Source organism: Paenibacillus sp. IHB B 3415, assembly GCF_000802655.2.
GTDB lineage: Bacteria > Bacillota > Bacilli > Paenibacillales > Paenibacillaceae > Paenibacillus_AQ > Paenibacillus_AQ phytohabitans.
The window spans coordinates 68,316-91,107 of record NZ_JUEI01000007.1; the positions used below are offsets into that span (position 1 = coordinate 68,316).

The following is a 22,792-nucleotide window of genomic DNA, read 5'->3' on the forward strand; positions in this document are numbered from 1 at the left end:
CTTATGGAAGGTGGAGAATCGTAAGGTGCGGAAACGGGGCTTCCAGATTGCGCAGAATAATTAAAAAAGAAGCCCCGAAGGGCTCCAGAAAGGAATTGCGGATTAGTTCACTGTAATATTATCGAAGCTTACGCTGTTATTGAAGCCGCCGCGCACCCCGATGGTGCCCGAGGTATACACCGCGTCATTCAGGTTAATCTTTGGCACAGCCATATCACCAGCATATACCTTGATGTTACCGCTGTTCACGACAATCTTCATATGATACCAGGTGTTTACCGCAATGGGTGTGGCCACGGTCTGGAGCGGGGTCCAGTTATTGTTGAAACGTCCGAGCCATACCTGACCGGTAGAGTCAATGCCTGCGGCGTATCCCTTCTGAGAATCGGCACCGGTACCCGGACCCGTCAGATTGAAGACCAGACTGCCCTGGCCGGCATTATTCAGCCTGATATCGCCTTCGAGCGTATAGTTCATTTTAGAAGGATACGGGGTAAGCACGGATTTGTCCGCATTGACCGAGCTGAGGTTATAGGTTCCGCCGCTCACGGCCCAGGTTCCCCCATAACGGGCCCATCCGTTGTCATTCGCCGCAAAATCGTTGCTATACGAGCCGCTGAGTGTGCCGAAACGGACCTGGACATTATGCCCGCCAACACTCCGCTCGACCGAATCCACAAAAGCAATCTCATTCGCCCCGGTCTGGTACATCGCCGTCCACCACGAATTCCCGAACGCCGGAACGTCATTATCCACCCAGGTAGCCCCGTAATCATTACTTAAAGACAATACATTGGAGTTGGAGCTGAGCAGCAGACGCCCGTCGGTTAAGGAGAGGAGATAAGGCCCGCCCTGCTGATTGGTCGATACCTGAGTGCCGATACCGCTGGACCAGGTCTTGCCATCTGTACTTTTTTTGGTGAAAATCCGGCAGTTCTGCGTTCCGCACACCTCAAAGGCGACAATATACTGTCCGTTCGCCATCTTGCTCCAGACCGGCATACCCGGGCGTGCCCCGGCGTTAGTCGGATCCCAGGCCACATAAATCTCATTCCCCCAGCTGGCTCCGCCGTTGGTAGAGATTTTCTCGGAGATGATCTGGCTGTAGGAAGGGTTCTCGGTCACATGCTTCTCACTTGCATACATGACAGCTACCGAGCCGTCATTCAGCAGCTGCATATGCGGCTCATATACCCCTTTATCCGGGTTCCCCAGGGAACCGGCGATGCCGTTGTTCTCATCGATTGTGCTCAGGAAGCTCCAATCCGCGCCGCCATTCACACTCTTATACACTCTGAGCTTGTACGACTCCTGCCAGCGGACCGAGCGCATGGCCAGCAGAATATCGCCATTGGCCAGCTGCACGAACTGCCCGTTGTCCAGGTCACGGCCGTCTTCCCACAGGGTGGACATCAGCGACCAGGTACGGCAGTTGTCTGTGCTGCGGAAGACCTGCAGCCGGGTGCCGCCCCAGGAGACCTTGGTATAGCCGTTGTTGTCGTAAATAGCAGTGACCGCCAGCCAATCCCCGTTCGCCAGCTTGATCATCCGGGCATATTCCGCCCCGAAGGTTCCGGGTCTGAGCCCGCGGGCATCAGTACCCGCATCTGTGAAGGTGTTAATATCGGTAATCGTGGATGAGGTACCCCACACCACCGGGCCCCGGGCCATTCGCGGCAAATGCCGGAATGGCCGTCAGGACCAGAAGCAGACACAGGGAAGCCGACAGCGAGGTGAATAGTTTTTTTAACAAATAAGCCCCTCCTCTTCATCTTCAATTATGAAACCTGTTGACCGCACCTACATGTAAGTGCTTTCACTGAAGATTCTAAAGGGCTTCCTCTTGTCATTGAACCGATAATTCACCGCTTTTTGGGTACCAATGTTACGATTATTCCTTCAGCTGCAAATTGGCCTTCCGGATCACTTCCAGCGGAATCTTCGGCGTCCGGTCCGCAGTGAGCAGCCCGTTCACTTCCTGCTGGACATCCGTAATCTGCGTATAGCAGTAGCCGCAAATATAAGGGGTGTCCTTGATTGCCTGCGTAATCTTGCGGAACCGTTCAATGAAGGCATCGGTGCTGCTTACCTGCTCTCCATACCCCCAGCCGTCACCGGAATCAAAGGCAATGCCGCCGAACTCACTGACGATCACCGGCTGGCCGCGGTATTCATAGCCCTGAGCCATGGCATATTTCCAGTTGTTGAATGAGGCTGCCCTGCCAAGTACGCTGCCGGAGTCTGCATAACGTTCAAGCAAGACATCTCCGCTCTCTTCATAATCATGCAGGGTGATGATATCGCTGATGGTGTGCTCCCAGCCGTCATTCACAATGACCGGACGGTTCGGGTCGATGGATTTGGTCAGGTGATAGATCCCCTCGGTGAATTTCTGCTGCAGCTTGCTCGTGTAGACCTGCGGAATCCCCCAGGATTCGTTAAAAGGCACCCAGGTGATAATCGAAGGATGATTATACTGCTGCCGGACAATCTCCGTCCATTCGTTCGTGAAGTTCTCCACAGCCTCATCATTGAATTCAAAGGTCGCCGCCATCTCCGACCAGACCAGCAGGCCCTTTACATCGCACCAGTACAGGAACCTGGCATCCTCGATCTTCATATGCTTGCGCACACCGTTGTAGCCCATCGCCAGAATCGCGTCGATATCGGCAATCAGCGCTTCTTCGGACGGCGGGGTCAGATGGCTCTCCGGCCAGTAGCCCTGATCCAGAATGAGGCGCTGATACACCGGTGTATTGTTAAGCAGCACCTTGCCTTGTTCGATTGAAATTTTGCGGAGTCCGAAATAGGAATATACCCGGTCAATGACCAGATTATCTTTATAGAGAACAAACTCGACTTCGTACAGTGTCGGCGCAGCAGGTGACCAGGACTGCAGCTTCCACGGGCCGTTTGCTTCGTGAGTCAGCTCCACATCCAGCTGCAGCCAGGCCCGGTCTACATGGAGCGAGACCTGCTTGAATGTCTTCTGCCCCGTGCTGATCTTGGTCTCCAGGCGGAGATTGTCGTCCGCTGCCTGTGTCTGATATTCGAAACGGACAGAGCGGTTATCGAGATCCGGAGTGATTTTGACAGCCTTGAGATAGGAGGGCGACACATACTCTACCCACACACTTTGCCAGATACCCGTTGTCTGCACATAGAAGCACTCGAAATTCTCATCCACCCAGCGCTGCTTGCCCCGCGGCTGAGTACAGCTCTGGCTGTCTTCCGCTTTGACCACCAGCCGGTTGGCCGCTCCCGCATCCGTGTTCACATAATCCGTAATATCCAGTGAAAAGGCCGCATAACCGCCTTGATGACCTCCGGCATAGCTGCCGTTAACCCACACCTTGGCGGTATAATCCACCGCCTGGAAGTTGAGCATCACCCGCTTACCGTTCAAGTCCGCAGGTAGCTGCAGTTCCCGCTCATACCATACATAAGAGTGGAAAGCGGTCTCACCAATCCCGCTAGCCTTCGTCTCATACGTGAACGGAACCTGTATTTTCAAATCCCCGTTCAGCTGCTCATTCCACCGCTGCCGTTCTCCAACGTTGCCATCATCAAACCGGAAGCTCCATTCCCCATTTAAGCTCTGCCATTCCTTACGGACGAACTGCGGACGCGGATAATCCTTAATATAATGCTCGGTTGCCATAGTATTGCACACGCTCCTTAAGAACAATTATTTTGTTTCATTACAATAAATATGTATTAATTATTGCAGAATCTGCTGAAATGTCAATCACAGATTATACAGCAAAAAGAACCTGCGCCTAAGGCATCAGATTCTTCGCTGGTCCGTCACTTGACGGTATAAAAAATCTTCATCACCAGATCCTGCTCATAATCGCCGAACTTCCGCCCGAACAGATTCATTCCGCCCTTGAAGACCGCATTCTCCTTCACACCCAGCCGCAGATCCACATGGTTCTGCTCAGTAAGCTTCAGCTGGCTCAGATTGACGGCGGATATCTCTTTGTGGTCGATCGTGCTGCGGGTATTGTCTACGCTCCAGGTCTTGAGCGAGCCGAACTGGGTACCCGTATCGATCCACCAGGAAGGATTCAGCTTCCCGCGTCTGCCGCCGAAGTCGCCGGGCGAGGTCCAGGTGCCAACCTCCACATTGTTGATCCAGAGCGTAATATCCGAAGGCCAGTCATTCTCATAATTCGGCGCCTCGGAGCAGATCTCCATCGAGAACTGGATTAGGCGGACCGCTGCCCCCTGCGGAATTTCCAGCGGATAGCGGTATTCGAGATACCCCTTACGCAGCCAGAGCAGCTGGGCATGAACACGGTCCGGATGGAAAAAGCCCGCCGGGGAGTCCTCCACAATAATCGGCCCTGCCTCACTGACCATGCCGCAGGTAGGCGCCACTTCACAGGCTGTGAAATTGCCAATCGGCATCTCGATTTCGTAGCAATAGTCACCTTGGTCCGCCTGTGCGCGGCGCTCCGGGACATTAATGATGATCTTGATATCATCATAGATGCGGCTGCAGACCTTCATGGAGCCGCGTGAAGCCGGCAGCAGCTCGGTCTCAATCAGCCCCGCCTGCTCCAGCACCTTCACATTCGAGGCTGCAGTAGACACCGGTATCTCCAGCGCCTCGGCCAATTCCACTACATTCATTCTCCGGCTGTTGAGCAGTTCCAGCATTCTTAGTCTAAGCTCCGTGGACAGCGCATGCGTCACTTTTACCAGTTCATCAGGATGTTCCATGGATAATTCCAGAATATCGATCACCGCTTTGCTGTCATATTAAACTTCAGTCGAACAGAAGAGGGAAAATTTACTTTTGTGATTAAAAATCCTGCACATAATACAACATTCCCTCATTAAATCATCCCAAAACGAAAATTGTTGTATAAAAGGCAGCAACTTAACAAACTCACTCCGCTGCGGACGCTTCCGGCAGCAGAACCACCTGATCACCCAGCCGGATCTCCCCGGTCCGGATTACAGACGCATATACGCCAAAGTTCAGATTAAGCTCCTTATTCACTTGTTTGAGCAGCGAGCTGTCCCGCTCCAGGGTATCAGGGTTCATCGTAATCATAACACAGCGTTCACAATAGCTGTCCACCTGCAGCTCCGCACCGCCTATCGATAAACGCCTGCCGAGCCACTCCTCTTCCCCGAGCGAATCCTCACTTACTTCCACGACAAAGTTACCCCGGAAGCGGCGCTGATCAACCGGCTTGCCCCATAACCCCTCCAGCTTCTTCAGGCTCTTATTGGTCACGAGCAGGATACTGGCCCCGTCCACAGATAACAGCTGCGGGTGTTTGACCTCCGGGTGAGGGGCTTTGAACTCAGACATCGTAATTTGCGTGGAGGTCAGGCTCTGGATTTCATTCAGCAGCTCCGTATCCCAGCCGAAGACTCTGCCGTCAGCCGCCGTCACCCGGATATCCCCGTTGATAAATTGCGCTTGATAACTAAGCATATTGGGGAGCTTTCTGGCTGTAACATACTGCCACCAATCCTTTTTCGTCATATCATAAAAAGCACAATACCGGTCCCCCTGCACCCCATAAGATTCTATCTGACACGCTTCCAGCTCTTCTCCCGCAAAGGATTTCACCGGATAACGGTTAATCGCCGTAATTTCACCAACTGTAATGGACACTATATCTGCACCTCTTCTGTCTATAATATAAAGTTCCTGCCATTCTCCGATGCTTCCATTATCCTTCTGCTGTCATTAGATAATGCCTTCTGCAGCAAGGTTTCGTTGTATCCCCGGTCCTTGAACACACGGAGTATGGCTTCTACCCGTTCCGTCCTGTTTCTCCGGATATTTGACTCCAGCTGAATCTCCAGCGGCACTACCGGAACCGTATATCCCTCAAAAGGCAGCCGCCTGGCATAGTTCCAGATCGCCTGTCCGCCTTCCCAAATTCCCGCTCCATCTTCGGAATCGGGAATACCCGCCGAATCAGAGATATGTACCACTTCCACATCGAAACCTTCAATAATCCATTTCCCTTTGGTCTAGGTGAATCCTGAAGCAAAAGACTGCGTGAACAACGGTTCCTCTATTGAAGAGAACCAGCCGGGTTGTTCCCGGGACAAGGGGGATTTGACCTTCAAGCTAAAGGGTTCAAGAATAGAGGCGATAACCGCCGCATCCCTTGCGTTTTGTACATACAGATCGAGATCCCCTGGGGTCATCTCCGCACCTTGCAGTACCGAAGCAACGGAGCCTACAATGATCCATTTGCAGTCTGCGCCAGATTCAGCGTAACGCTCACATACTGCCTGTAACGCTTCACTATAATGCATAGATGCCTCCTGCAGTATAAATAGTATAGACCATACACTTTACCGTTTCGGCAAACATCTGTCCAGTTCCTTCCACTACAAAAAGTTTCGCCAAATAACCCCACAAAGTGGGGCCTTGGCTTCGGTGATGACTCAGGTACTTTGCGGGGACTCCAAAACATATAAACGCTTTTCTTGCAAAAAAGGACAGCCCACAGGCTATCCCTTGTATATTGTATATCTTTATAGCGATTCCCGGATCACACGCTTGTAATACAGCACGGACAGCAGGCCGAAGATTGAATACAGCACGGTATAGACCGCCATAACCACAAACATTGGAGTAAGCATTTCAGTACCGAACAGGAACCAGCCTGACTTTACCGCGAAGTAGCTGTGGCAGAGACCGACAACCAGCGGAATGCCGAAATTGAACAGCTGCTTGAACTGGATGCCGCGCAGCAGATCTCCCTGAGTGAAGCCCAGCTTGCGCAGAATGGTATATCCGTCTTTCTCCTCCTCGCCTTCATCCATCTGCTTGAAATAGAGGATGCAGCCGGAGGTAATAAGGAAGGTCAAGCCGAGGAACCCGACAATGAACATAATTAAGCCCATGCTGGTCCGCTGGTTGAGCTCAAATTCATATTGCGAGAAGCTCGGAAATTCCGGCTTCTGGTCCAGATAGATCTCATAGGCCTGTTTGGCCTGTGATTGATCGGTCAGATTAATCCCGTAATATAAGTCGCTGTCTGATGTTTTCTTCTGAGCTTTCAGATCTTTATGCTTAACCAGTTCCTTAAAGACCGTATCATCGACCACAGCCACTCCCATTAGCCCGGCTCCATAATAATAGGGCAGGACAGATTTGTCAGATAAACCGGTGAGCTGCTGCGTGATGGTGCTGTCCTTGGTAATAAACCCGATTTCACCACTGTCTTTAAAGGTTACCATGCTTTTGAGCGTATTGTTGTAACCCGTCATCAGTACCTCACCCGGGCGCAAATCCATTCCCTTCAAGCTGCTGTCACTGATTACGGTAGTAGTGATGTTCGTTAATGCGTCTTCCTTAAAATTATATCTCTCTATAATATCCCCAACATTTAGATAGACCGCGATGCTTGGAATCTCCAGCACTTCATAACCTATCTTCTCCTTATCCAGTGCCTGAAGGAACTTAGCCTCAGCCTCCTGCCGGATAAAGCCGAAATCATGCGGCGAGCTCTCCCTTGCTGAGGTTTCCACCGAATAATAAGAAATGTAGCTCAGTGACAACAGGCCGATCGCGAGTGCGGACACCGTCGTAATAATGGTAAGCAGCAGGGCATTTGACTTCATGCGGAACATAATCGACGAGAGTGACAGCACCTCATTGATTGACAGGTAACCTTTCTTGCTCTTACGGATCATATTAAAAATAAAGCTTACCGAACCTTTATAGAATAGATAAGTACCGATGATGACCAGTGCCAGGATCACGATCATCGCGATCATAAGCTCAGTCATATCTGTATATTTCCCGCCAAACAGCTGGCTGGAAATATAATAACCTCCGCCGATGCAGGCAATGCCGAGCAGTCCCATAACAATCTCCCACAGCGGCATTTTACGGATACGCTGCTGGGTAGTGGATGTCGCCTTGAAGAGGGACAGGATGCTTTGCGCTTTGATGAAGGTGTAGTTCATGATCATAATCAGCACGTACACGGCGGCAAAGACCAGAATCGTCCGCACCAGCGCCTCCGGGGAGAAGCGCAGCTTGGCTAGATTCTGGATGGCTAGAATTTTAAACAGAATCATCAGAACCAGCCGGGACATGACGAACCCTGCACCAATGCCGATAAACATGGACCCGAAATACAGAATCAGATTCTCTGCACTCAGCAGCGTGAAGATCTTCCCCTTCGTCAGCCCGATCAGCTGGAACAGCCCGATCTCCTTACTGCGCCGCTTGATGAAAATCGTATTCGCATAGAGCAGGAAGATGGCGACAATAGCAATCAGCAGGACAGAGGAGGCACCGATAGCTGCACCGCCTTTGATCGAAGCACCCACCTCATCCATCGCCGGATCAAATTGCAGCGTTACGAACGAGAAATATAGAGCAACACTGAAAATAAGCGCGAAGACGTACAGATAATAGTTCTTGATATTCTTCTTCAAATTGCGCAGGATGATGTAATTCAGGCTCACTCGGCAGCACCGCCAAGCACCCCTTGAGTATTGATAATATCGTTGAAGAAGGACTGCCGTGATTCATCGCCTTTGTTCAGCTGGGTGTAAATTTGCCCGTCACGGATGAACACCACCCGGGTGCAGTAGCTTGCGGCAGCGGCATCATGCGTGACCATCACTATAGTGGCCTCACGTTTGCTGTTCATGGCGGAGAGCTTGTTCAGCAGGTCGGAAGCTGATTTGGAATCCAGTGCGCCCGTAGGCTCATCAGCAAAAATAATACTCGGATCATGCACAAATGCCCGCGCTGCCGACGTACGCTGCTTCTGCCCGCCGGAGATTTCCGCCGGATATTTGTCCTTCAGCTCATAGATTCCCAGCTCGCTGGACACCTGCTCGAATTTCTGATGCGCCTCTTTCTTGGACATGCCTGTGATGGAGAGCGGCAGCATCACATTCTCTTTGACGGTCAGCGTATCCAGCAGATTGTAGTCCTGAAAAATAAACCCGAGATGAGATTTGCGGAACTCCGCCAGCTGCTTCTCCTTCATTCCCGTGAACATCTTGCCCTCAATCTCAATGGTCCCCTGGCTCACCCGGTCGATGGAGGACAGGACATTCAGCAGTGTCGTTTTGCCGGAACCGGAAGGACCCATGATCCCCACGAACTCGCCTTTATTTACCTGAAGATCGATCCCCTTTAATACTTCCTGCTTATTAAATTTGTTGCCATAGGTTTTATGGATTTTGTTAGCCTGCATGATAATCATCTTGTTCACCCACTCCTTTTCTATAACTCAATCATAAGCGGGCTCCGGTTTATTTTCCTGCGCTTCGCCGAACAATGTGAAGAAGCATGTGACATTATTGTCACATGCCAGTCACTCTCTGAAAGTCGTTCTCCCGGGGAAAAGTCAGCGTAAATATACTCCCTTCCCCGGGTACGGATGCCGCGTGAATGCTGATCAGCAGTGGCTCCGCCACCTGCCGGGTCAGATAGAGGCCCATTCCGGTGGCTGCGCCATCCTGACGCTCGCGCGATGACGTGAACCCTTTGTCATAGATCCGCGGCAGATCCCTGGGATCAATACCCTGGCCGCTGTCTTCGATGGTGAGCACGACATGACCGTCCGTTTCCCCGCTCCTGATCAGGATATCCGAGGCTGCGCTGTATTTCACCGCATTCGTCAGCAGCTGTCTGAGCATGAAGGCCAGCCATTTACCGTCGGTCAGCACGTCTTCCACCTCAAGGTCTACATCAAATCCGATTCCTTTGGAGATACACCATGATTTCAGCGCCCGGATCTCCTGATTAAGAATCGGCTCCAGCCTTACATTCTCAATGAATAGATCATTGCGCATGAAAGGAATCCGTTTCTGATGAAGCTGCTGGTCGAGCAGATGATGAATCCGCAGCCATTCGTACATCAGCTGTCTTTGCAGGGTTTCATCCGGCAGCCGCTCAATCATCAGCTGCATGGCAGTGAGCGGCGTTTTGACCTCATGAATCCAGGACAGCAGCTCGTCCTTCTCAGACTCCAGCAGGTGGTAATTGACGGAGGATTCCGTCTTGTACCTGTCAGTCTGGGCGATAACCGCCTCATGGACGATCCGCTCCAGCGGACTGCCGGGCTCAATCACAGCATGAAGGTCATAGATCTGATCCCAGGCTTCCAGGCTTCTGTAGAACCTCGTCTCCTTGGAATACCGCAGAAATACGAAGCCCAGACAGAGCAGTGTATTAAGCAGCACAATGTACAGCACCGGCAGCAGTGGAATGGCAGAATCAACATAAGCCACGAAAATAATGATCAGCTGCAAGGCAGCAAGCAGCTGCAGCCAGCTCCGCTTCTCAGTTATGTATTTCCTTATCATTCTGCCGCCTCTTCGGTCGCCATATACCCTTGCCCGACCTTGGTCTCAATGAAAGAATCCAGTCCCAGCGGTTCGAGCTTTTTGCGCAGCCGGTTTACGTTCACCGTAAGGGTATTGTCACTCACGAAATGCTCATTGTCCCATAAGCTCTTAATCATCTCTTCGCGGTCCACAATCTGATCTTTGTACTCGGTGAGTATTTTCAGGATCAGCATCTCATTCTTGGTCAGAAGAGCCGCTCCCTGGCTGTTAGTTACCGTATTCTTTACGAATTCAATTGCTGCGCCGCGCCAGGTCTTCAGCTCTGTACGTTCGGAGCTATAGTTGTAGACCCGGCGTAGTGTGGCCTGGATTTTGGCAATCAGCACTTCGAAGTGAAACGGCTTCTGAATGAAGTCATCCGCTCCCAGCTGCATGGACATCACCATATCACTCGGATGATCGCGGGAGGAGAGGAAGATAATCGGCACGTTGGAGTGAGCCCGCAGAATCCGGCACCAGTGGAATCCGTCGAACTGCGGCAGCTGAATATCAATCACCACCAGATCTGGCTTCACCTCCGTAAATTCCTGCAGGACCTTGCCGAAATTCGTGATCCCGTATACCTCATACGACCACTGGGACAGTCTTTCCTTAATTTCCCCGAACAGGGTGATGTCGTCTTCAATCAGCATAATTTTAAACAATAGAGACTCTCCTTCTGCAGTAATGCTATTCATTAATCCAATTGGAAACTGATTAGCTGATTCGGCAAAACACTTTTGATAACTTCAGAGTTACTGGAGTACAGCGCTGTCATATACTTGTCGAAGGTTAACCCGCTGTCATTCGTCAATAAAGTAACTGTTGTGTCTCTTGAAGGATTTCCGAATTTGCCCCTCAAGGTTAATAAATAAGAAAAGGGTGTTGGTTCACCGCTCTCATCAGCACTCTCAAATATATAATATTTGCCATCCTGAAAGAATAAGTCAGAATAAGAAGAAGAAATGCCCTCTTCATTATCATAAAAAGTGGCCAGCCGAATCCCGTTATCCAAACCTTGCGCAGACGCTTTAACAAACCGGTCCCATACTGCCCCGCCTGCAACCACCTCTAAATTGTGCATAACCACATATCCGCGGACTGCGGCATCCATCATTGTATAATCCCCGGGCAGTCCGGTGAATCCTGTATAGAAACCTCTCATGTCCAGCATTAGGGAAACGGTTGTATCTGTATTTCTTCCTGTTGCATCACCTGTAGTTACACTCGTTGTATTCCCCGTAGTATTACCTGCTGGGTTCCTTGCAGAATTACCAGCAGCATTGTTAGGAGTATTCCCCTCCTTACTGCAGCCTGCCAGCACACCCGCAGCACACAGGACCACCAGCACACTTGCCTTCATCCTAAGCCTCTTCATCCCCATTACTCCCCGTTGGAAATTGTAATTATTGGATAATTATACTTCACATTGATGAATTGACAAAGGCTTGGGCAAGTTTTAGCCCTCACTTATACTGTCTGCCGCTCAATCATGTTCAAATGAATCTCTTCATGGGCCCGGCCTCCGTCCACCGCCTGCAGAAAAGCCCTCCGGCCGATCTCCACCAGCGGAATCTCGAAGGTCGTGATATGCATCATTCTGGCGATCGGCTGATTGTCGAACCCTACAATGGCAAGCTGTCCCGGCACCTCAATCCCATTCTCCCGGCAAAAGGCCAGAATTCCCGCCGCTACCTGATCACTGGTAACCAGCAGTGCAGTTGGAGGGTCGTCCATCTTCAGAATCCGCTGCATAATCCACTCCCCGTCTTCCAGCTGCACACAATCATAGAACATATAGTCATGGTTATAAGCTTCATGCCGGTTCATATAGAAATCCCGGTAGGCCGCCTCCCGTAAATTGCTGTTAGGACTGGACTGTCTGGCCAGGCAATAGCCGATCTTGTAATGGCCTTTGCTCCGCAAATAGGTAAGTGCACGGGTGAAACTCTGATAATGATCCATAAATATGGATGACACATGATGTCCCCTGCCGTCCTCCAGGACAATTATAGGCCCGTACTGCGTATACTCGTCAACAATCTCCCAGCTGCAGGTTCGCGAACAGATAATCAGCGCATCAATTTGTTTCAGCTTCAGCATCATCAGTGCATCCAGCTCCCGCTCCACTTCATAGTTGGACTGAATCAGCACCAGCTTATAATTATCCTTGATAGCCTCATCCGCTATTCCTTCAACGACCATCCCGAAATACGGCCGCGTGATATAGGGAACGACCACCCCAATCAGATTCGTCCTGCCCCTGCTTAGATGTACTGCATTAATATTACGTTCATAATCAGCCGTCTCCATGGCCTGCAGAACGGCTTCCCTCTTCGCCTTGCTTACATAAGGATGACCGTTAAGAACACGGGATACCGTTGTGACCGAGACTCCGGCCAGCTTCGCAATATCTTTGATATTCGCCATAATTCCACCTTCCCATGCTTGCTGCATACAGCCTGTACTCCTCTTAATATTACCTCAAACCGCCGGAATGCGTTACATTCAGACCACAAATAAAGCATTTGACATGGAAGGCGTTTCATAGATTACAGTGGTTCTGAAATAGGGCGGAATCAGGGCTAAGTATTGTCAAAGAGGTGAGTAGAAGATGTACAACGAGGATGACGGGGCTGATCCAAAGAATCACTACCGGGACTTATGGGATACGTATGAGGCTCTGGCAGGATTCATGGGTGCGCAGCTGATCGAATACCCTTTTCCGCAGACTATGGGGTCTCTTGTTTCGCTTGAGCTGATGACCAAATTCCATACGTCATTGCTGGCAGAACGCCTGCTGCTGAATTCAGGCTTCTGCCACGAGGCTTATTGCATACTGCGCCTGATGCTAGAATACACGATTACCTTGAAATTCATTCTGCTCCTGCCTGAAGAAAGGGCTGTGCTCTATTTGGATGACACCGATGCAGCTTCCCGGCTGTTTGATTTCGACATTCCGCTAATGGCAGACGAAACCAATATGCAGGAGTGGCTGCCTGTCATTGAACACCCCCTTTCCGGCTGCTCCAGCCCGTTTGAAGCCGGTGATTTGCTGGCGAAATCCTGTGAGCTGACGGCCCTTATGCTGGAAACCGGCCGGAATAAATAAGAGCCGGGCAGGCAGTTCAAGAGTTCATCCTGAATACTGCCTAGCCCGGCTCAATGTGGAAGCGGTACCTTGTGCTTAGTTCAAACCTAATTCTGGTAAATCGCAATCAGGAGCTGCTGCAGTGCTGTCTTCGCGGCAAATTCATAGCCCGGCAGCTTGGCATTCCAGCCTTCAGCCAGTTTGCTGAAGATCTCTTCAATCTGATAATAATCCTTCAGATCCTGAGCAGTGTGCAGCGGGAGCGTCTCCGGCTGTTCTCCCAGAGTCCACTGTCCCTCCATCAGATGTACCTGCGCATAACTGAAATGTACAGTCAGGAAGCAGAGCGGGTCATCCAGATCAAACTCTATCGAATGAAATACACCGGGGCGGATGTAGAACAGCATCCCTGCCCTGAACTGATGCTTCTTATGGTCCACCGTCACACTGCCTCGTCCCCCGATGACCAGGATCAGCTCATGATGCTCAAGGGTCCGGGCGATTCTGTTCGTATAGGTCCGGGTATCCTTGAATCTTCTAAAAGTTACAGTAATGGATATGAAAAAAAAGATTGTTGAGGTTCACGTTTCCCTCCGTATGTCCGTACAAGAAGTGTAGTCAGCTTTGAATAGTCTCTTTCATCCATCTGGCGACCAGAGCGGCCAATTCCGCCCGCTTGAGCTCCAAATCCGTACTATCCGTAATCTTCACAACGGCCCTATCTCCCGTGATCCACTCCAGCAGTCCGGAAGTATCCGTGAACAAGGGTACCGTTGCAGCTGCTTCCTTCACTTTCACACCGGTATGGAAGATCAGCCGGAAGAAGCCTTTCCCCTGCAAGTTCATGGTTACACGGTCTTGCTGGTTGTAGCAGAAACTCGGCGCGTTCCACTTTATCTGCTCCGTGATGTCATCAGCTGCACTCAGGATTATCTTCCGCACTTCTTCGATCTCATCTTTGAGCGGATGCTCCAGCTCCTTCAGAAATAGGGCTACCTGTTCCGGTCCGGTCAGTTTCACGGTCTTGCTGCGCCCAGCTGCGTTTCCTTTAGAGCTTGAGGACATGGTTAGGCTCACCCTTTCATTATGGTTACCCTGAAACAATTCGCTTCACACCCTATAATTCCTTTATAGAACTCACCCTGTAAATATAGCAAAAAGCAGCGCCTCCCGCTAACAGGAGCTGCGCTGCTTGTATCATTCCCCCGCTGGCCGGCTTCTACTGATTGTCTCAGCGCAGCCTTAAGGCAGGATCGTCGGTCTAATCACAATCTCATTCACACTGGTATCCTCAGGTTCATAAATCGCATATACGATCGCTCTGGCAATACTGTAAGGAGATATTGCCATGCTATTCATCTGGCCCGCCATCGCCCGGATTTCCGGACTGCTGATCGTGTGGGTCAGCTCTGTATCCGTCATCCCCGGCGAGATAATGGTCGAGCGGATATGTGAGGTAGGGGATTCTTCCTGCCTTAATCCCTCGGAGATGGCGCGGACGGCATATTTGGTGGCGCTGTATACCGCTGATGACGGACTTACGCTATAACCCGCTACCGAGGACAGGTTGATGATATGCCCCGACTGCTGCTCCCTCATAACCGGCAGAACGGCAGCGATGCCATACAGCACGCCTTTGATATTGACATCGATCATCTGATCCCATTCATGTACCTTTAGCTCCTGCAGCATGGATGCGGGCATTACCCCGGCATTATTCACCAGTACATCGATCCGTCCGTATTGCTGCAGGGCGAACCTTGCCAGCTTCTCCATCTCCTCCGCAGAAGTTACATCGGTCTGCAGATACACGGCATCACCGCCTTCCTGCACAATTTCACTGACGATGGTCTGCAGGCGCTCTGTTCTTCTGGCTGCCAAGACGAGCTTTGCGCCTGTTTGAGCCAGCAGCCGGGCTGCAGCTTCGCCTATACCGCTTGAAGCTCCCGTAATGATGATTACTTTGGATTGTTTATTTTCCACTTGTGACCTCTCCTTTATTCAACTTGTGTTGATTATCTGACTGGTGTTGATTATTATTATATAGAGAAGAGATAGCAATTCAATCGCTAATGTAGGCGGAAATGTCCTATATGCAACAAGCACAGGCCATGTGTTCATTAACTGAAGGAGGTTCATCATCATGGGTACCGGAATCAAGACAGACAGACGGATTCTGAGAACAAGAGAAGCGATTAACAGAGCTTTTCTGGAGCTTTTTGCCGAGAAGGAGCTGGAACAAATCACGATTAACGATATCGCGGAACGGGCGAATGTAAACCGGGGGACCGTCTATCTCCACTACACTGACAAATATGATCTGCTCAACAGATGCATTGAGGACCACCTGAGCAAAATGTTCCTATCCTGCAATATGACCCGCACTCCGGACGGAGATGTTGGACTCATCAGCGAAATGAAGCCGGTATTTCGCTATTTCGAACAGAACTTCCTGTTCTTCTCCGCTATGCTTGCCAACCAGAGAACCACAATCTTCCGTGAACGCCTGCTGGAGATTGTCTCGGCGAATGTAATTCATAAGCTGGAGATGGAGAAGTCTGTTCCTGAAGGAATGGATAAGCAGCTCATCGCCCATTTCATGGCCTCCGCCTTCGTGGGCACTGTCGAGTGGTGGATTCAGAACCGGATGCCGCATTCTCCGGAAGAGATGGCGCAGCAGGTACGGAGCTTGTTTGAGGGTAATACAATGTATAGGGGACATCAATAATCCCGCACCCCTTCCACTTGGGAAAGATGCGGGATTCGCAGCCACCTCCCATAAGACAAGTAACGTATTAGTTAATAACTACTGACTTTGTATATACAGAGGAGCTGATTATCATCGGAACTTTTGCAGGAATCATCATCTTATTATTCGGAATTGCCATCAACGCATTTGGTTTATATGTACGCAGACATCCCACCTTCAGCTGGCGTATGAGTGAGGGCTGGAAAACAAAGGGGGATTCTGAACCCAGTGACGCCTATATCAGCTCCATGCGCTTCTCCGGGGCCGTAACCCTATGGATCGGATCATTCGTTATGGTGATGGGAATATTGAACCTGCTGTAAAATCTCAAGGCCAGCTTATTCGCTGACGACGATGAACTGGCGTTTCTTCCATTCGAAATCCGGCTCCGCCACGCATTTCCTGCCTGTTACAGCAGCACCGGGATAGGGCTCAGCCACTTTGGGGAACATTTGGAAGCTTCAGGATTCACCTGATAGATCAGAGGTTTCTTGAACAGATGCGACGATTCCTCCTGTGTCAGCGGGCCGTATACATACAGACCGGCAGCATCCTCCGCCGTCTCAAAGACCTCAATCATTTCCCCTTCCAGCGTACCGCTCTCCCTCATACCCTTCACTGGAAATTTGTCCAGGGCAGCAGGATCATTCTGCATCAAGTAATCCTTGAGCTTCATCATGGTCCCCCGCTGTCCGAAGGAGCCGGCAGGAAGCTCATGGTCAGCGGCGATATAATAAAACAAGGTCAACAGTGTTCTCTCCCCTCTTCCCGCAAGCAGCCAGGTTCACACTGACTAGTATACCGGAGCTCCGGATTACAATGCTTCTCACACAGGCAGCTGCAATAATGTACTATAGCCATTTCCCTGCCGGGTGTATATTCATGTGACTACTTCACCTGGAGGTCATCATGAATATCGTTTCTTTTATCATCTATTGTATTGTGGTAACCTTCACACCCGGCCCTACCAATATTGTGATTCTATCTTCCGTGCAGCATCATGGGGCCAGAAAAACAATGGGATACGTCGGCGGAGCCACTCTGGCGTTTGGACTGCTGCTTGCCGCCTCCGCCCTGCTGAACCGCATGCTTGCGGACATCATCCCGCATATTCTCGGCGTCATGCAGATCATCGGCAGCCTGTACATGCTCTACCTGGCTTACCAGGTCTACACTATGGGCCGTACCGAAGAGGAGTCCCGGCACTCCTCCGGATTTGTCTCGGGTCTGGTGACGCAATTCGCGAATCCCAAAGTGCTGCTATTCACGCTCACCGTCATACCAGGCTATGTCATGCCTTATTACACTTCATCTATGGCCGCCTTCATGTTCGTTATGCTTATTACCTTCATAGGATTTCTGGCCTTCACAACCTGGGTCGTATTTGGCTCTATTTTCCGGAGCTTTCTGCAGCAGCATCAGCGGCTGATGAATAGTATAATGGCACTTTTTCTAGTATACTCTGCAGTACTGGTATCGGGAATTCTATAGAGAGGAGAAGGTGAATGAGCTTGGAAATGTTCAATTATAAAAAGTCTGCAGACATCCTTGCGCTATCGGCCAGCATGACGGACTTCACCTACAAAAAACATTGCCATGAAGAATACGCCGTCGGCGTTACCCTGCGCGGCATTCAGCAATATACATTGGATGGCAGCTTTCAAGCCTCGCACAAGAATGGTGTCATGCTGTTTAACCCGGAGCAGATTCATGACGGCAGCTCTTATGACCGGGCAGGCATTGATTATGTCATGCTCTATATCAAGCCGGCCCTGATGGCGGAGATCCTGGGCAAGCAGGAGCTGCGCTTCACGTCCCCCATCGTCTATGACAGGGAGCTGGCGCATTGCATCTGTTCCCTGAGTCAAGCTGTCCAGAACGGGACGGATGAGTCTCGAAGCAGCGAGCTGCTGCTTCAGCTGGTGCAGCTCTTGTCCCATACGGAAATACAGACTACCCGGCGGACTAACAATGCTTTTGTCACCAAAGCCAAAGAAATGATGTACTGCAGCCTGGACCATGTGCTGAAGCTCGACGACCTCGCCAGAGAGTTCAATCTGTCCAAATACCAGTTCATCCGCGAGTTCAAGGCCCAAACCGGGACATCCCCCTATCAATTCTTCCTAAACTGCAAGGTTGAACATGCCAAACAATCCATCGAGAAGAACAAGGATATCTATTCCGCTGTAGCCGATTACGGCTTCACGGACCTGACCCACCTGAACCGGCATTTCAAAAGTGTCTTCGGTATCACAGCCTATGAATACATGTCACAGCTGGCCTAATCTGTACAAACCTCATTGTTCATCAGTGCCCAGCTGCAGAATCCGCACTGTTACTCTGCCGCCAGCACCTTCTCAAGCTGCTCCAGGACCATCGGCCACGCCTGCTCATGCTGGTCTCTGGAGTCCGCATCCGGGAAACCGGCATGCGTCAAGCGAAGCAGGGTATCAGAACCCCGAGTCTCTAATTCAACCCGTACCACGGTTTCCGCCCCTTTCGTCCCTCCTGCACCGGTAACCCAGGTCATTTCCACCAGGCAGTCCTGCTCCAGACTCAGGAATCGCCCGTAATGCGGATAACGCTGGCCTTCATGGCGTGTCTCGAAGAAGAACGGAGTATTCACGCCTCCCTCCATGGACACCGTTCCCGGCGCTGCAAACCAGCGGTCAAACTGCTTCGTCCAAGCCTTGTACAGGTCTTCTGGTGAGGCTGACATCAGGCGTTCCACACTCAGGTTATACGGCCTGGATGAAAGATCAGATGCATTTACGGTCATAGCCATTCGAATCATCCCTCCCTCTATTCGATGTCAAGTTCTACAAAACGGTTTGTTACGGCATTCAAATAATACAGCTTATTATCCACGATGTGGATATATAAGGTCTTGTCATCGCCCAGCTTCTCACTGGTATAATCGGTTAGATTAAGCCGGTACAGCTTCTTGCTGTACTCTGAGTAATTGCTGAAGTACAGATAGTTTCCGCTCAGATTTATCTCTTTGCCATTCAAACCGGAAATTCGGGTTAATCCGGTTCCATCTAAGTTCATAGTATATAAATTCTCTTTGAAATTGAAGTACATAATATCGTCTTTCATCACTATATTAGTGATGTATCCGCCATCCAGCAGCTTCTTTTTGTGGCTGCCGTTCAGATCCATAACAAACAGCTTACTGAAGTCAATCGTGTAGTAGATCTTGCCGCCATACACCGCCAGGCTGGATACCCCGTACTGTTCAAGCACCGTTCTGGAGCTGCCGTCGGTCTTCATCCGGTAGAGCGGCTTGTTCATCGAAGAGTTTCCCTGCGTGAAGTAGATCCAATCATCAGCAACCGACACCAGGTTCTTCCCGATGGCAAAATCTCTAAGCATCGTCCGGTCCGAGCCGTCCGTATTCATGCTGAACAGCTTGTTGTTGTCGCCCGTATAATACAGCTTTCCGTCTACAAGATTAATATAAGCCGCATATTCGTCATCGCTGAGCTTCTGAAGTTCAGTACCATCCTTCTTCTGTTTATAGAGCCTCCCCGAGTCTTGCGGATTATTGAAATATACCCATTCATTGTCCGCAGCATACAAGCCCCAATTGTTCAGATTTCCCACCGAATTCCCGGTTATACCAGGACCTGCGGGTTGTACGGATTCTTCCTGCTTGATTGCTACCTGCCCGTTGGCATAGGTAACCATTGCATCAAAAACCTCAGAAAGCACCCGGAGCGGCACCAGCATTCTTCCATTCACCAGTCTCGGAGCTGCTGCCAGCGTGAACGGCTGCTGATTCTTATAGGCTGCGGTCGAGCCCGCCGTTAGACTCAGCGTAATGGTTCCTTTGGAGATTATGATTGCTTTATTATTCCCCGGAACAATCATCCCGCCCAGCTCATCCGCCACGAAGCGGAGGGGAACATACACCGTACCCTGATCATTCACTGGTTGCACATCAAAATTCACCAGCCTACCATTTACTGTAACCGTAACCCCCGGCTGATCCGCCGGAGCTGCGAAGCCTGTCCCCGTCCCCGTTAAACTCAGCAGCAGAGGGGCAATAACGAACCATTTTCTCAATGAACACACCTCTTTGAACTCAATTTAAGAATAGACAACCTTATTTATCCTACACCCAGAAAGTTCACCTGCATCAACAGGCAAAATAGAAATGTTGTACGTTTTGCAACTCGGGCAAATAAATCACTGGGTGTTTGGGAGGAATGTTGTATGAAATACAGGAATTATCCCATTTAACGGCTTGATGACGGAGGAATGCTGCATTTTGTACAACAATTCGCGATTAGGGCTGATATTACAAGGGAATTGTTGTATTTCGTGCAACACTTCCGCCATTGAAGGTTGTGCGAAGCCCCTACATTTTTATTTTGAACCACCAAGCGGAATCGCCCCGCTGTCTCTGGCGTCTGTTATGATTTTGGAAGCGGCCACTTCCCCGTCCTCATCAAACCCTTCAATCTCAAACGGGACACCCGCCGTAACCGGCTGAAAAGCGAACCAAATCGTCCGGTCTGATCCGACTTTAATCAGCTTCGCTTCGGATGTATCCGTTCCTGCCTCCTTCTGCTCGACTGTAATATGCTGAATGGACGGGTTCAGAACATCTCCGATCACCATGGGAAATGGAGTCGAAATATGCTCCAGTTCAGGAAAACACATATAATTTATTGCAGAGCTCTCCGGACCTCCGCCCATTCCGTAGCCGCCTCCCCATACCCACTTCCATCCGAGCCAGGTTTTGCGGACATACTCTACTTGAAGATTACTGCTACCTTGCTGCCCCGGCCGGGTAAGAAATACCAGCTCCCCTCTGGCTGCAGGCTCCTGATGAATTACTGTCATCGAGTCGGAGCTGCGGAACAGCCGGACTGCTTCTTCCGGACTTTTGCCAAGTGGAATCTGGAGGGTCTGCTCCATTCCGAGTGAACGGGACATCCGCTGGTCAGACCATCCGCCTGGTCTTTCATACATATACAAAAGTAAATAGAGTACGGCTACGGAAGCTAGAATCACTCCGGCAGCCATTCCCAATCTCCGGCTATTCTTCATGAATAATTGCATCCCCTGTCCCATCTGTTTGCGCTTACAATACCTTCCATAATACTATAGAATATTTCAGCGCAGAATACAAAAAAGCCCATAGAGCAAGCCCCAAAGGGCCTGTCTACAGGCTGTTTGCAATACATTATACTATTATAGCTGTTATATTAGTTTGAATTATTTAACTTCATTTGCTCCGGTTACTTTGCCTTCGATCACAGCAGTAGCCTTCACATCTTCACTTGCATAGTACAGGTTACCGTCGATAGTAGCATCCTTGTACAGGTTGAATCCGTTAGCTTCTACATATACGTCACCTTTGATTGTACCGCCTTGAACGCGGAAGTTCTCGCTCTGTACAGTTACTTTAGGTGCTGTCAGTGTGTAGGTAGCTGTAACCTTGTGATCTGCATCTTGTGCATACAGGGCAAGCTTACGGTAGATCGCTGCACTTGCATCGCCTTTGTCATGGAATTCACCGGCTACAACAACATCTTTGTCAACAGTCAGATCGTTCAGGACCGCTACAATCCAGTTGCCGCTTTCGCTTACAGCAGCAGTGAAGGCATCTGCCTGGTTAACGATCGAAGCCGTGCTTTTTGCATCAGTCTGCTCTGTGGCCGGGGCTGTTGTTGCTGCTGTACCTGCATTATTAGCTGCGTTATTATTATTCGATCCACAACCCGACAACAATGCTGCTGATACCCCTGCTACTACTAGAACTTTGAATAATTTCATTTTTAATTCCCCCTGTTTCTTTTAATTAACTTTATTATATATTAAAATTTTACGATAAACAACGTGATAGTTTTCACAATATTGTGTCTTTTTTCACAAACAAGCATTTTGATTATTTCATATCGTGCAAAATGCAGGCATTTCATGCTTATTTGTCTAAATTTGTTCGCAAACCTCAGCGGCTTCAGCAGCTGATCTTTTCTATCCTAAGACCTCCCACTCCTCTCTAAGCAGCCCCATTCGAATAGAATCGTAGAACTGCCCGTTATAATAACGGCATTTCCGGAGTCTTGCTTCCATCGTCATGCCTAATTTCACCCCGGTCCTGATCATCCGCTCATTCCCGGACCATGTGGTATAGCCTACACGGACCAGCGGATACGCATTGAACAGATGACCGATCCACAGTCTGAGAGCTTTTGTCCCGTAACCGCTGCTCCAATATGCCGGATCATAGATGATAATACCCATTTCCAGCCAAAGGGATGGCTCATGCTCCCAATAGTAACTGACATCGCCTATAACCTCGCCCTCTACTTCTATTACCCAATTATTTCCGCATCCAACAATCTCCGCTCTGTTCCCATAATACTCTTCCCACGGAATCCGCTTGTGTTCGTAGTATGGCGCATCCCATTTCTTCCACTCCGGTGCTTCCTCTTTATGTGAGAGCTCCCACAGTCTGAATAGATCCCCTTCAGCTATCGGCCGAATCTGCAATTCATTATCCTGATACATAGATCTCCTCCGTTGCAGCTAATATTTTACATACTGATATTATATTAACTGAACTGCTGAAGCTGCTGCTGGTAGTGAACATTTAT

27 protein-coding genes are annotated in these 22,792 nt (G+C 50.1%); 5 read left to right on the top strand and 22 right to left on the bottom strand.

Features of this window, described 5'->3' with window-relative positions; translation table 11 throughout:
- Window positions 1-102 precede the first annotated feature (102 nt).
- The 13 genes from QW71_RS04420 to QW71_RS04475 form a co-directional block, all read right to left on the bottom strand.
- A complete protein-coding gene (locus QW71_RS04420) occupies window positions 103-1,653 on the bottom strand; it encodes a family 16 glycoside hydrolase (protein WP_160311774.1) in 1,551 nt (516 codons plus the stop codon).
- Entirely contained in the window at window positions 1,619-1,753 is a 135-nt protein-coding gene (locus tag QW71_RS41795; protein ID WP_268794600.1) for a hypothetical protein, read from the bottom strand. Before QW71_RS41795 ends, QW71_RS04420 begins: the two co-directional genes overlap by 35 nt.
- A gap of 138 nt (window positions 1,754-1,891) precedes the next feature.
- Window positions 1,892-3,661, bottom strand: coding sequence for a glycoside hydrolase family 2 protein (locus tag QW71_RS04425; RefSeq protein WP_039293838.1), 1,770 nt, complete (start codon window positions 3,659-3,661; stop codon window positions 1,892-1,894).
- A gap of 146 nt (window positions 3,662-3,807) precedes the next feature.
- Window positions 3,808-4,752, bottom strand: a complete 945-nt coding sequence (locus QW71_RS04430; protein ID WP_306766026.1) for a transcriptional regulator — start codon at window positions 4,750-4,752, stop codon at window positions 3,808-3,810.
- 145 nt (window positions 4,753-4,897) lie between these two features.
- On the bottom strand, window positions 4,898-5,638 hold the full coding sequence (locus QW71_RS04435; RefSeq protein ID WP_152679694.1) for an MOSC domain-containing protein: 741 nt from the start codon (window positions 5,636-5,638) through the stop codon (window positions 4,898-4,900).
- A 20-nt stretch (window positions 5,639-5,658) separates the two neighbouring features.
- Window positions 5,659-5,970 (bottom strand): hypothetical protein, encoded by a 312-nt coding sequence (locus QW71_RS04440; RefSeq protein ID WP_039293841.1) that lies wholly within the window; start codon window positions 5,968-5,970, stop codon window positions 5,659-5,661.
- 33 nt (window positions 5,971-6,003) lie between these two features.
- Window positions 6,004-6,294 (bottom strand): hypothetical protein, encoded by a 291-nt coding sequence (locus tag QW71_RS04445; RefSeq protein ID WP_039293844.1) that lies wholly within the window; start codon window positions 6,292-6,294, stop codon window positions 6,004-6,006.
- A 222-nt stretch (window positions 6,295-6,516) separates the two neighbouring features.
- The gene (locus tag QW71_RS04450) at window positions 6,517-8,463 is read right to left on the bottom strand and encodes an FtsX-like permease family protein (RefSeq protein WP_039293846.1); all 1,947 of its coding nucleotides are present in this window, start codon (window positions 8,461-8,463) and stop codon (window positions 6,517-6,519) included.
- Entirely contained in the window at window positions 8,460-9,215 is a 756-nt protein-coding gene (locus QW71_RS04455) for an ABC transporter ATP-binding protein (RefSeq protein WP_039293850.1), read from the bottom strand. Before QW71_RS04455 ends, QW71_RS04450 begins: the two co-directional genes overlap by 4 nt.
- Window positions 9,216-9,315: 100 nt before the next feature.
- The gene (locus tag QW71_RS04460) at window positions 9,316-10,320 is read right to left on the bottom strand and encodes a sensor histidine kinase (RefSeq protein WP_039293853.1); all 1,005 of its coding nucleotides are present in this window, start codon (window positions 10,318-10,320) and stop codon (window positions 9,316-9,318) included.
- Entirely contained in the window at window positions 10,317-11,006 is a 690-nt protein-coding gene (locus QW71_RS04465) for a response regulator transcription factor (RefSeq protein ID WP_039293856.1), read from the bottom strand. The genes QW71_RS04460 and QW71_RS04465 overlap by 4 nt, the downstream gene beginning before the upstream one ends.
- A gap of 32 nt (window positions 11,007-11,038) precedes the next feature.
- Window positions 11,039-11,719, bottom strand: a complete 681-nt coding sequence (locus tag QW71_RS04470) for a hypothetical protein (RefSeq protein ID WP_152679695.1) — start codon at window positions 11,717-11,719, stop codon at window positions 11,039-11,041.
- Window positions 11,720-11,811: 92 nt separating this feature from the next.
- On the bottom strand, window positions 11,812-12,771 hold the full coding sequence (locus tag QW71_RS04475; protein ID WP_039294048.1) for a LacI family DNA-binding transcriptional regulator: 960 nt from the start codon (window positions 12,769-12,771) through the stop codon (window positions 11,812-11,814).
- A gap of 184 nt (window positions 12,772-12,955) precedes the next feature.
- On the opposite strand from QW71_RS04475, the gene QW71_RS04480 reads away from it, so the two are divergent.
- Entirely contained in the window at window positions 12,956-13,453 is a 498-nt protein-coding gene (locus QW71_RS04480) for a hypothetical protein (RefSeq protein WP_039293859.1), read from the top strand.
- Between the two features lie 86 nt (window positions 13,454-13,539).
- Here the strand turns inward: QW71_RS04480 and QW71_RS36905 are convergent, their stop codons facing one another.
- From QW71_RS36905 to QW71_RS04495, 3 genes are all read right to left on the bottom strand, one after another.
- Window positions 13,540-14,004, bottom strand: a complete 465-nt coding sequence (locus QW71_RS36905; protein ID WP_083442427.1) for a cupin domain-containing protein — start codon at window positions 14,002-14,004, stop codon at window positions 13,540-13,542.
- 46 nt (window positions 14,005-14,050) lie between these two features.
- The gene (locus tag QW71_RS04490; RefSeq protein ID WP_047013620.1) at window positions 14,051-14,497 is read right to left on the bottom strand and encodes a DUF1801 domain-containing protein; all 447 of its coding nucleotides are present in this window, start codon (window positions 14,495-14,497) and stop codon (window positions 14,051-14,053) included.
- Between the two features lie 177 nt (window positions 14,498-14,674).
- Window positions 14,675-15,415: an SDR family oxidoreductase gene (locus QW71_RS04495; RefSeq protein WP_039293862.1), complete on the bottom strand. Its 741-nt coding sequence runs from the start codon at window positions 15,413-15,415 to the stop codon at window positions 14,675-14,677.
- A 160-nt stretch (window positions 15,416-15,575) separates the two neighbouring features.
- Between QW71_RS04495 and QW71_RS04500 the strand changes: the two genes are divergently transcribed.
- Both QW71_RS04500 and QW71_RS42175 read left to right on the top strand, forming a co-directional pair.
- On the top strand, window positions 15,576-16,160 hold the full coding sequence (locus QW71_RS04500) for a TetR/AcrR family transcriptional regulator (RefSeq protein ID WP_039293867.1): 585 nt from the start codon (window positions 15,576-15,578) through the stop codon (window positions 16,158-16,160).
- A 152-nt stretch (window positions 16,161-16,312) separates the two neighbouring features.
- The gene (locus QW71_RS42175) at window positions 16,313-16,504 is read left to right on the top strand and encodes a DUF6199 family natural product biosynthesis protein (RefSeq protein ID WP_373604760.1); all 192 of its coding nucleotides are present in this window, start codon (window positions 16,313-16,315) and stop codon (window positions 16,502-16,504) included.
- A gap of 86 nt (window positions 16,505-16,590) precedes the next feature.
- Here the strand turns inward: QW71_RS42175 and QW71_RS04505 are convergent, their stop codons facing one another.
- On the bottom strand, window positions 16,591-16,929 hold the full coding sequence (locus tag QW71_RS04505; protein WP_039293870.1) for a hypothetical protein: 339 nt from the start codon (window positions 16,927-16,929) through the stop codon (window positions 16,591-16,593).
- A gap of 161 nt (window positions 16,930-17,090) precedes the next feature.
- On the opposite strand from QW71_RS04505, the gene QW71_RS04510 reads away from it, so the two are divergent.
- Both QW71_RS04510 and QW71_RS04515 read left to right on the top strand, forming a co-directional pair.
- Window positions 17,091-17,672 (top strand): LysE family translocator, encoded by a 582-nt coding sequence (locus QW71_RS04510; protein WP_039293872.1) that lies wholly within the window; start codon window positions 17,091-17,093, stop codon window positions 17,670-17,672.
- Window positions 17,673-17,692: 20 nt separating this feature from the next.
- Complete coding sequence (locus tag QW71_RS04515) at window positions 17,693-18,466, top strand: AraC family transcriptional regulator (RefSeq protein WP_039294054.1); 774 nt, start codon at window positions 17,693-17,695, stop codon at window positions 18,464-18,466.
- 50 nt (window positions 18,467-18,516) lie between these two features.
- Here the strand turns inward: QW71_RS04515 and QW71_RS04520 are convergent, their stop codons facing one another.
- The 5 genes from QW71_RS04520 to QW71_RS04540 form a co-directional block, all read right to left on the bottom strand.
- The gene (locus QW71_RS04520) at window positions 18,517-18,966 is read right to left on the bottom strand and encodes an SRPBCC domain-containing protein (RefSeq protein ID WP_039293875.1); all 450 of its coding nucleotides are present in this window, start codon (window positions 18,964-18,966) and stop codon (window positions 18,517-18,519) included.
- A gap of 17 nt (window positions 18,967-18,983) precedes the next feature.
- The gene (locus tag QW71_RS04525) at window positions 18,984-20,249 is read right to left on the bottom strand and encodes a DUF5050 domain-containing protein (RefSeq protein WP_039293877.1); all 1,266 of its coding nucleotides are present in this window, start codon (window positions 20,247-20,249) and stop codon (window positions 18,984-18,986) included.
- A 303-nt stretch (window positions 20,250-20,552) separates the two neighbouring features.
- A complete protein-coding gene (locus tag QW71_RS04530; RefSeq protein ID WP_235441389.1) occupies window positions 20,553-21,239 on the bottom strand; it encodes a hypothetical protein in 687 nt (228 codons plus the stop codon).
- 168 nt (window positions 21,240-21,407) lie between these two features.
- Window positions 21,408-21,968, bottom strand: a complete 561-nt coding sequence (locus tag QW71_RS04535) for a polymer-forming cytoskeletal protein (protein WP_039293883.1) — start codon at window positions 21,966-21,968, stop codon at window positions 21,408-21,410.
- A 201-nt stretch (window positions 21,969-22,169) separates the two neighbouring features.
- Window positions 22,170-22,706, bottom strand: coding sequence for a GNAT family N-acetyltransferase (locus tag QW71_RS04540; RefSeq protein WP_039293886.1), 537 nt, complete (start codon window positions 22,704-22,706; stop codon window positions 22,170-22,172).
- Between the last annotated feature and the right edge of the window lie 86 nt (window positions 22,707-22,792).

What these genes read in the sequence shown, in the direction of transcription:
- QW71_RS04425 (WP_039293838.1), bottom strand. Translation starts at nt 3,661, where the DNA reads ATGGCAACCGAGCATTATATTAAGGATTATCCGCGTCCGCAGTTCGTC.
- QW71_RS04445 (WP_039293844.1), bottom strand. Translation starts at nt 6,294, where the DNA reads ATGCATTATAGTGAAGCGTTACAGGCAGTATGTGAGCGTTACGCTGAA.
- QW71_RS04455 (WP_039293850.1), bottom strand. Translation starts at nt 9,215, where the DNA reads ATGATTATCATGCAGGCTAACAAAATCCATAAAACCTATGGCAACAAA.
- QW71_RS04460 (WP_039293853.1), bottom strand. Translation starts at nt 10,320, where the DNA reads ATGATAAGGAAATACATAACTGAGAAGCGGAGCTGGCTGCAGCTGCTT.
- QW71_RS04470 (WP_152679695.1), bottom strand. Translation starts at nt 11,719, where the DNA reads ATGAAGAGGCTTAGGATGAAGGCAAGTGTGCTGGTGGTCCTGTGTGCT.
- QW71_RS04475 (WP_039294048.1), bottom strand. Translation starts at nt 12,771, where the DNA reads ATGGCGAATATCAAAGATATTGCGAAGCTGGCCGGAGTCTCGGTCACA.
- QW71_RS04480 (WP_039293859.1), top strand. Translation starts at nt 12,956, where the DNA reads ATGTACAACGAGGATGACGGGGCTGATCCAAAGAATCACTACCGGGAC.
- QW71_RS04490 (WP_047013620.1), bottom strand. Translation starts at nt 14,497, where the DNA reads ATGTCCTCAAGCTCTAAAGGAAACGCAGCTGGGCGCAGCAAGACCGTG.
- QW71_RS04500 (WP_039293867.1), top strand. Translation starts at nt 15,576, where the DNA reads ATGGGTACCGGAATCAAGACAGACAGACGGATTCTGAGAACAAGAGAA.
- QW71_RS04510 (WP_039293872.1), top strand. Translation starts at nt 17,091, where the DNA reads ATGAATATCGTTTCTTTTATCATCTATTGTATTGTGGTAACCTTCACA.
- QW71_RS04520 (WP_039293875.1), bottom strand. Translation starts at nt 18,966, where the DNA reads ATGGCTATGACCGTAAATGCATCTGATCTTTCATCCAGGCCGTATAAC.
- QW71_RS04530 (WP_235441389.1), bottom strand. Translation starts at nt 21,239, where the DNA reads ATGAAGAATAGCCGGAGATTGGGAATGGCTGCCGGAGTGATTCTAGCT.
- QW71_RS04535 (WP_039293883.1), bottom strand. Translation starts at nt 21,968, where the DNA reads ATGAAATTATTCAAAGTTCTAGTAGTAGCAGGGGTATCAGCAGCATTG.
- QW71_RS04540 (WP_039293886.1), bottom strand. Translation starts at nt 22,706, where the DNA reads ATGTATCAGGATAATGAATTGCAGATTCGGCCGATAGCTGAAGGGGAT.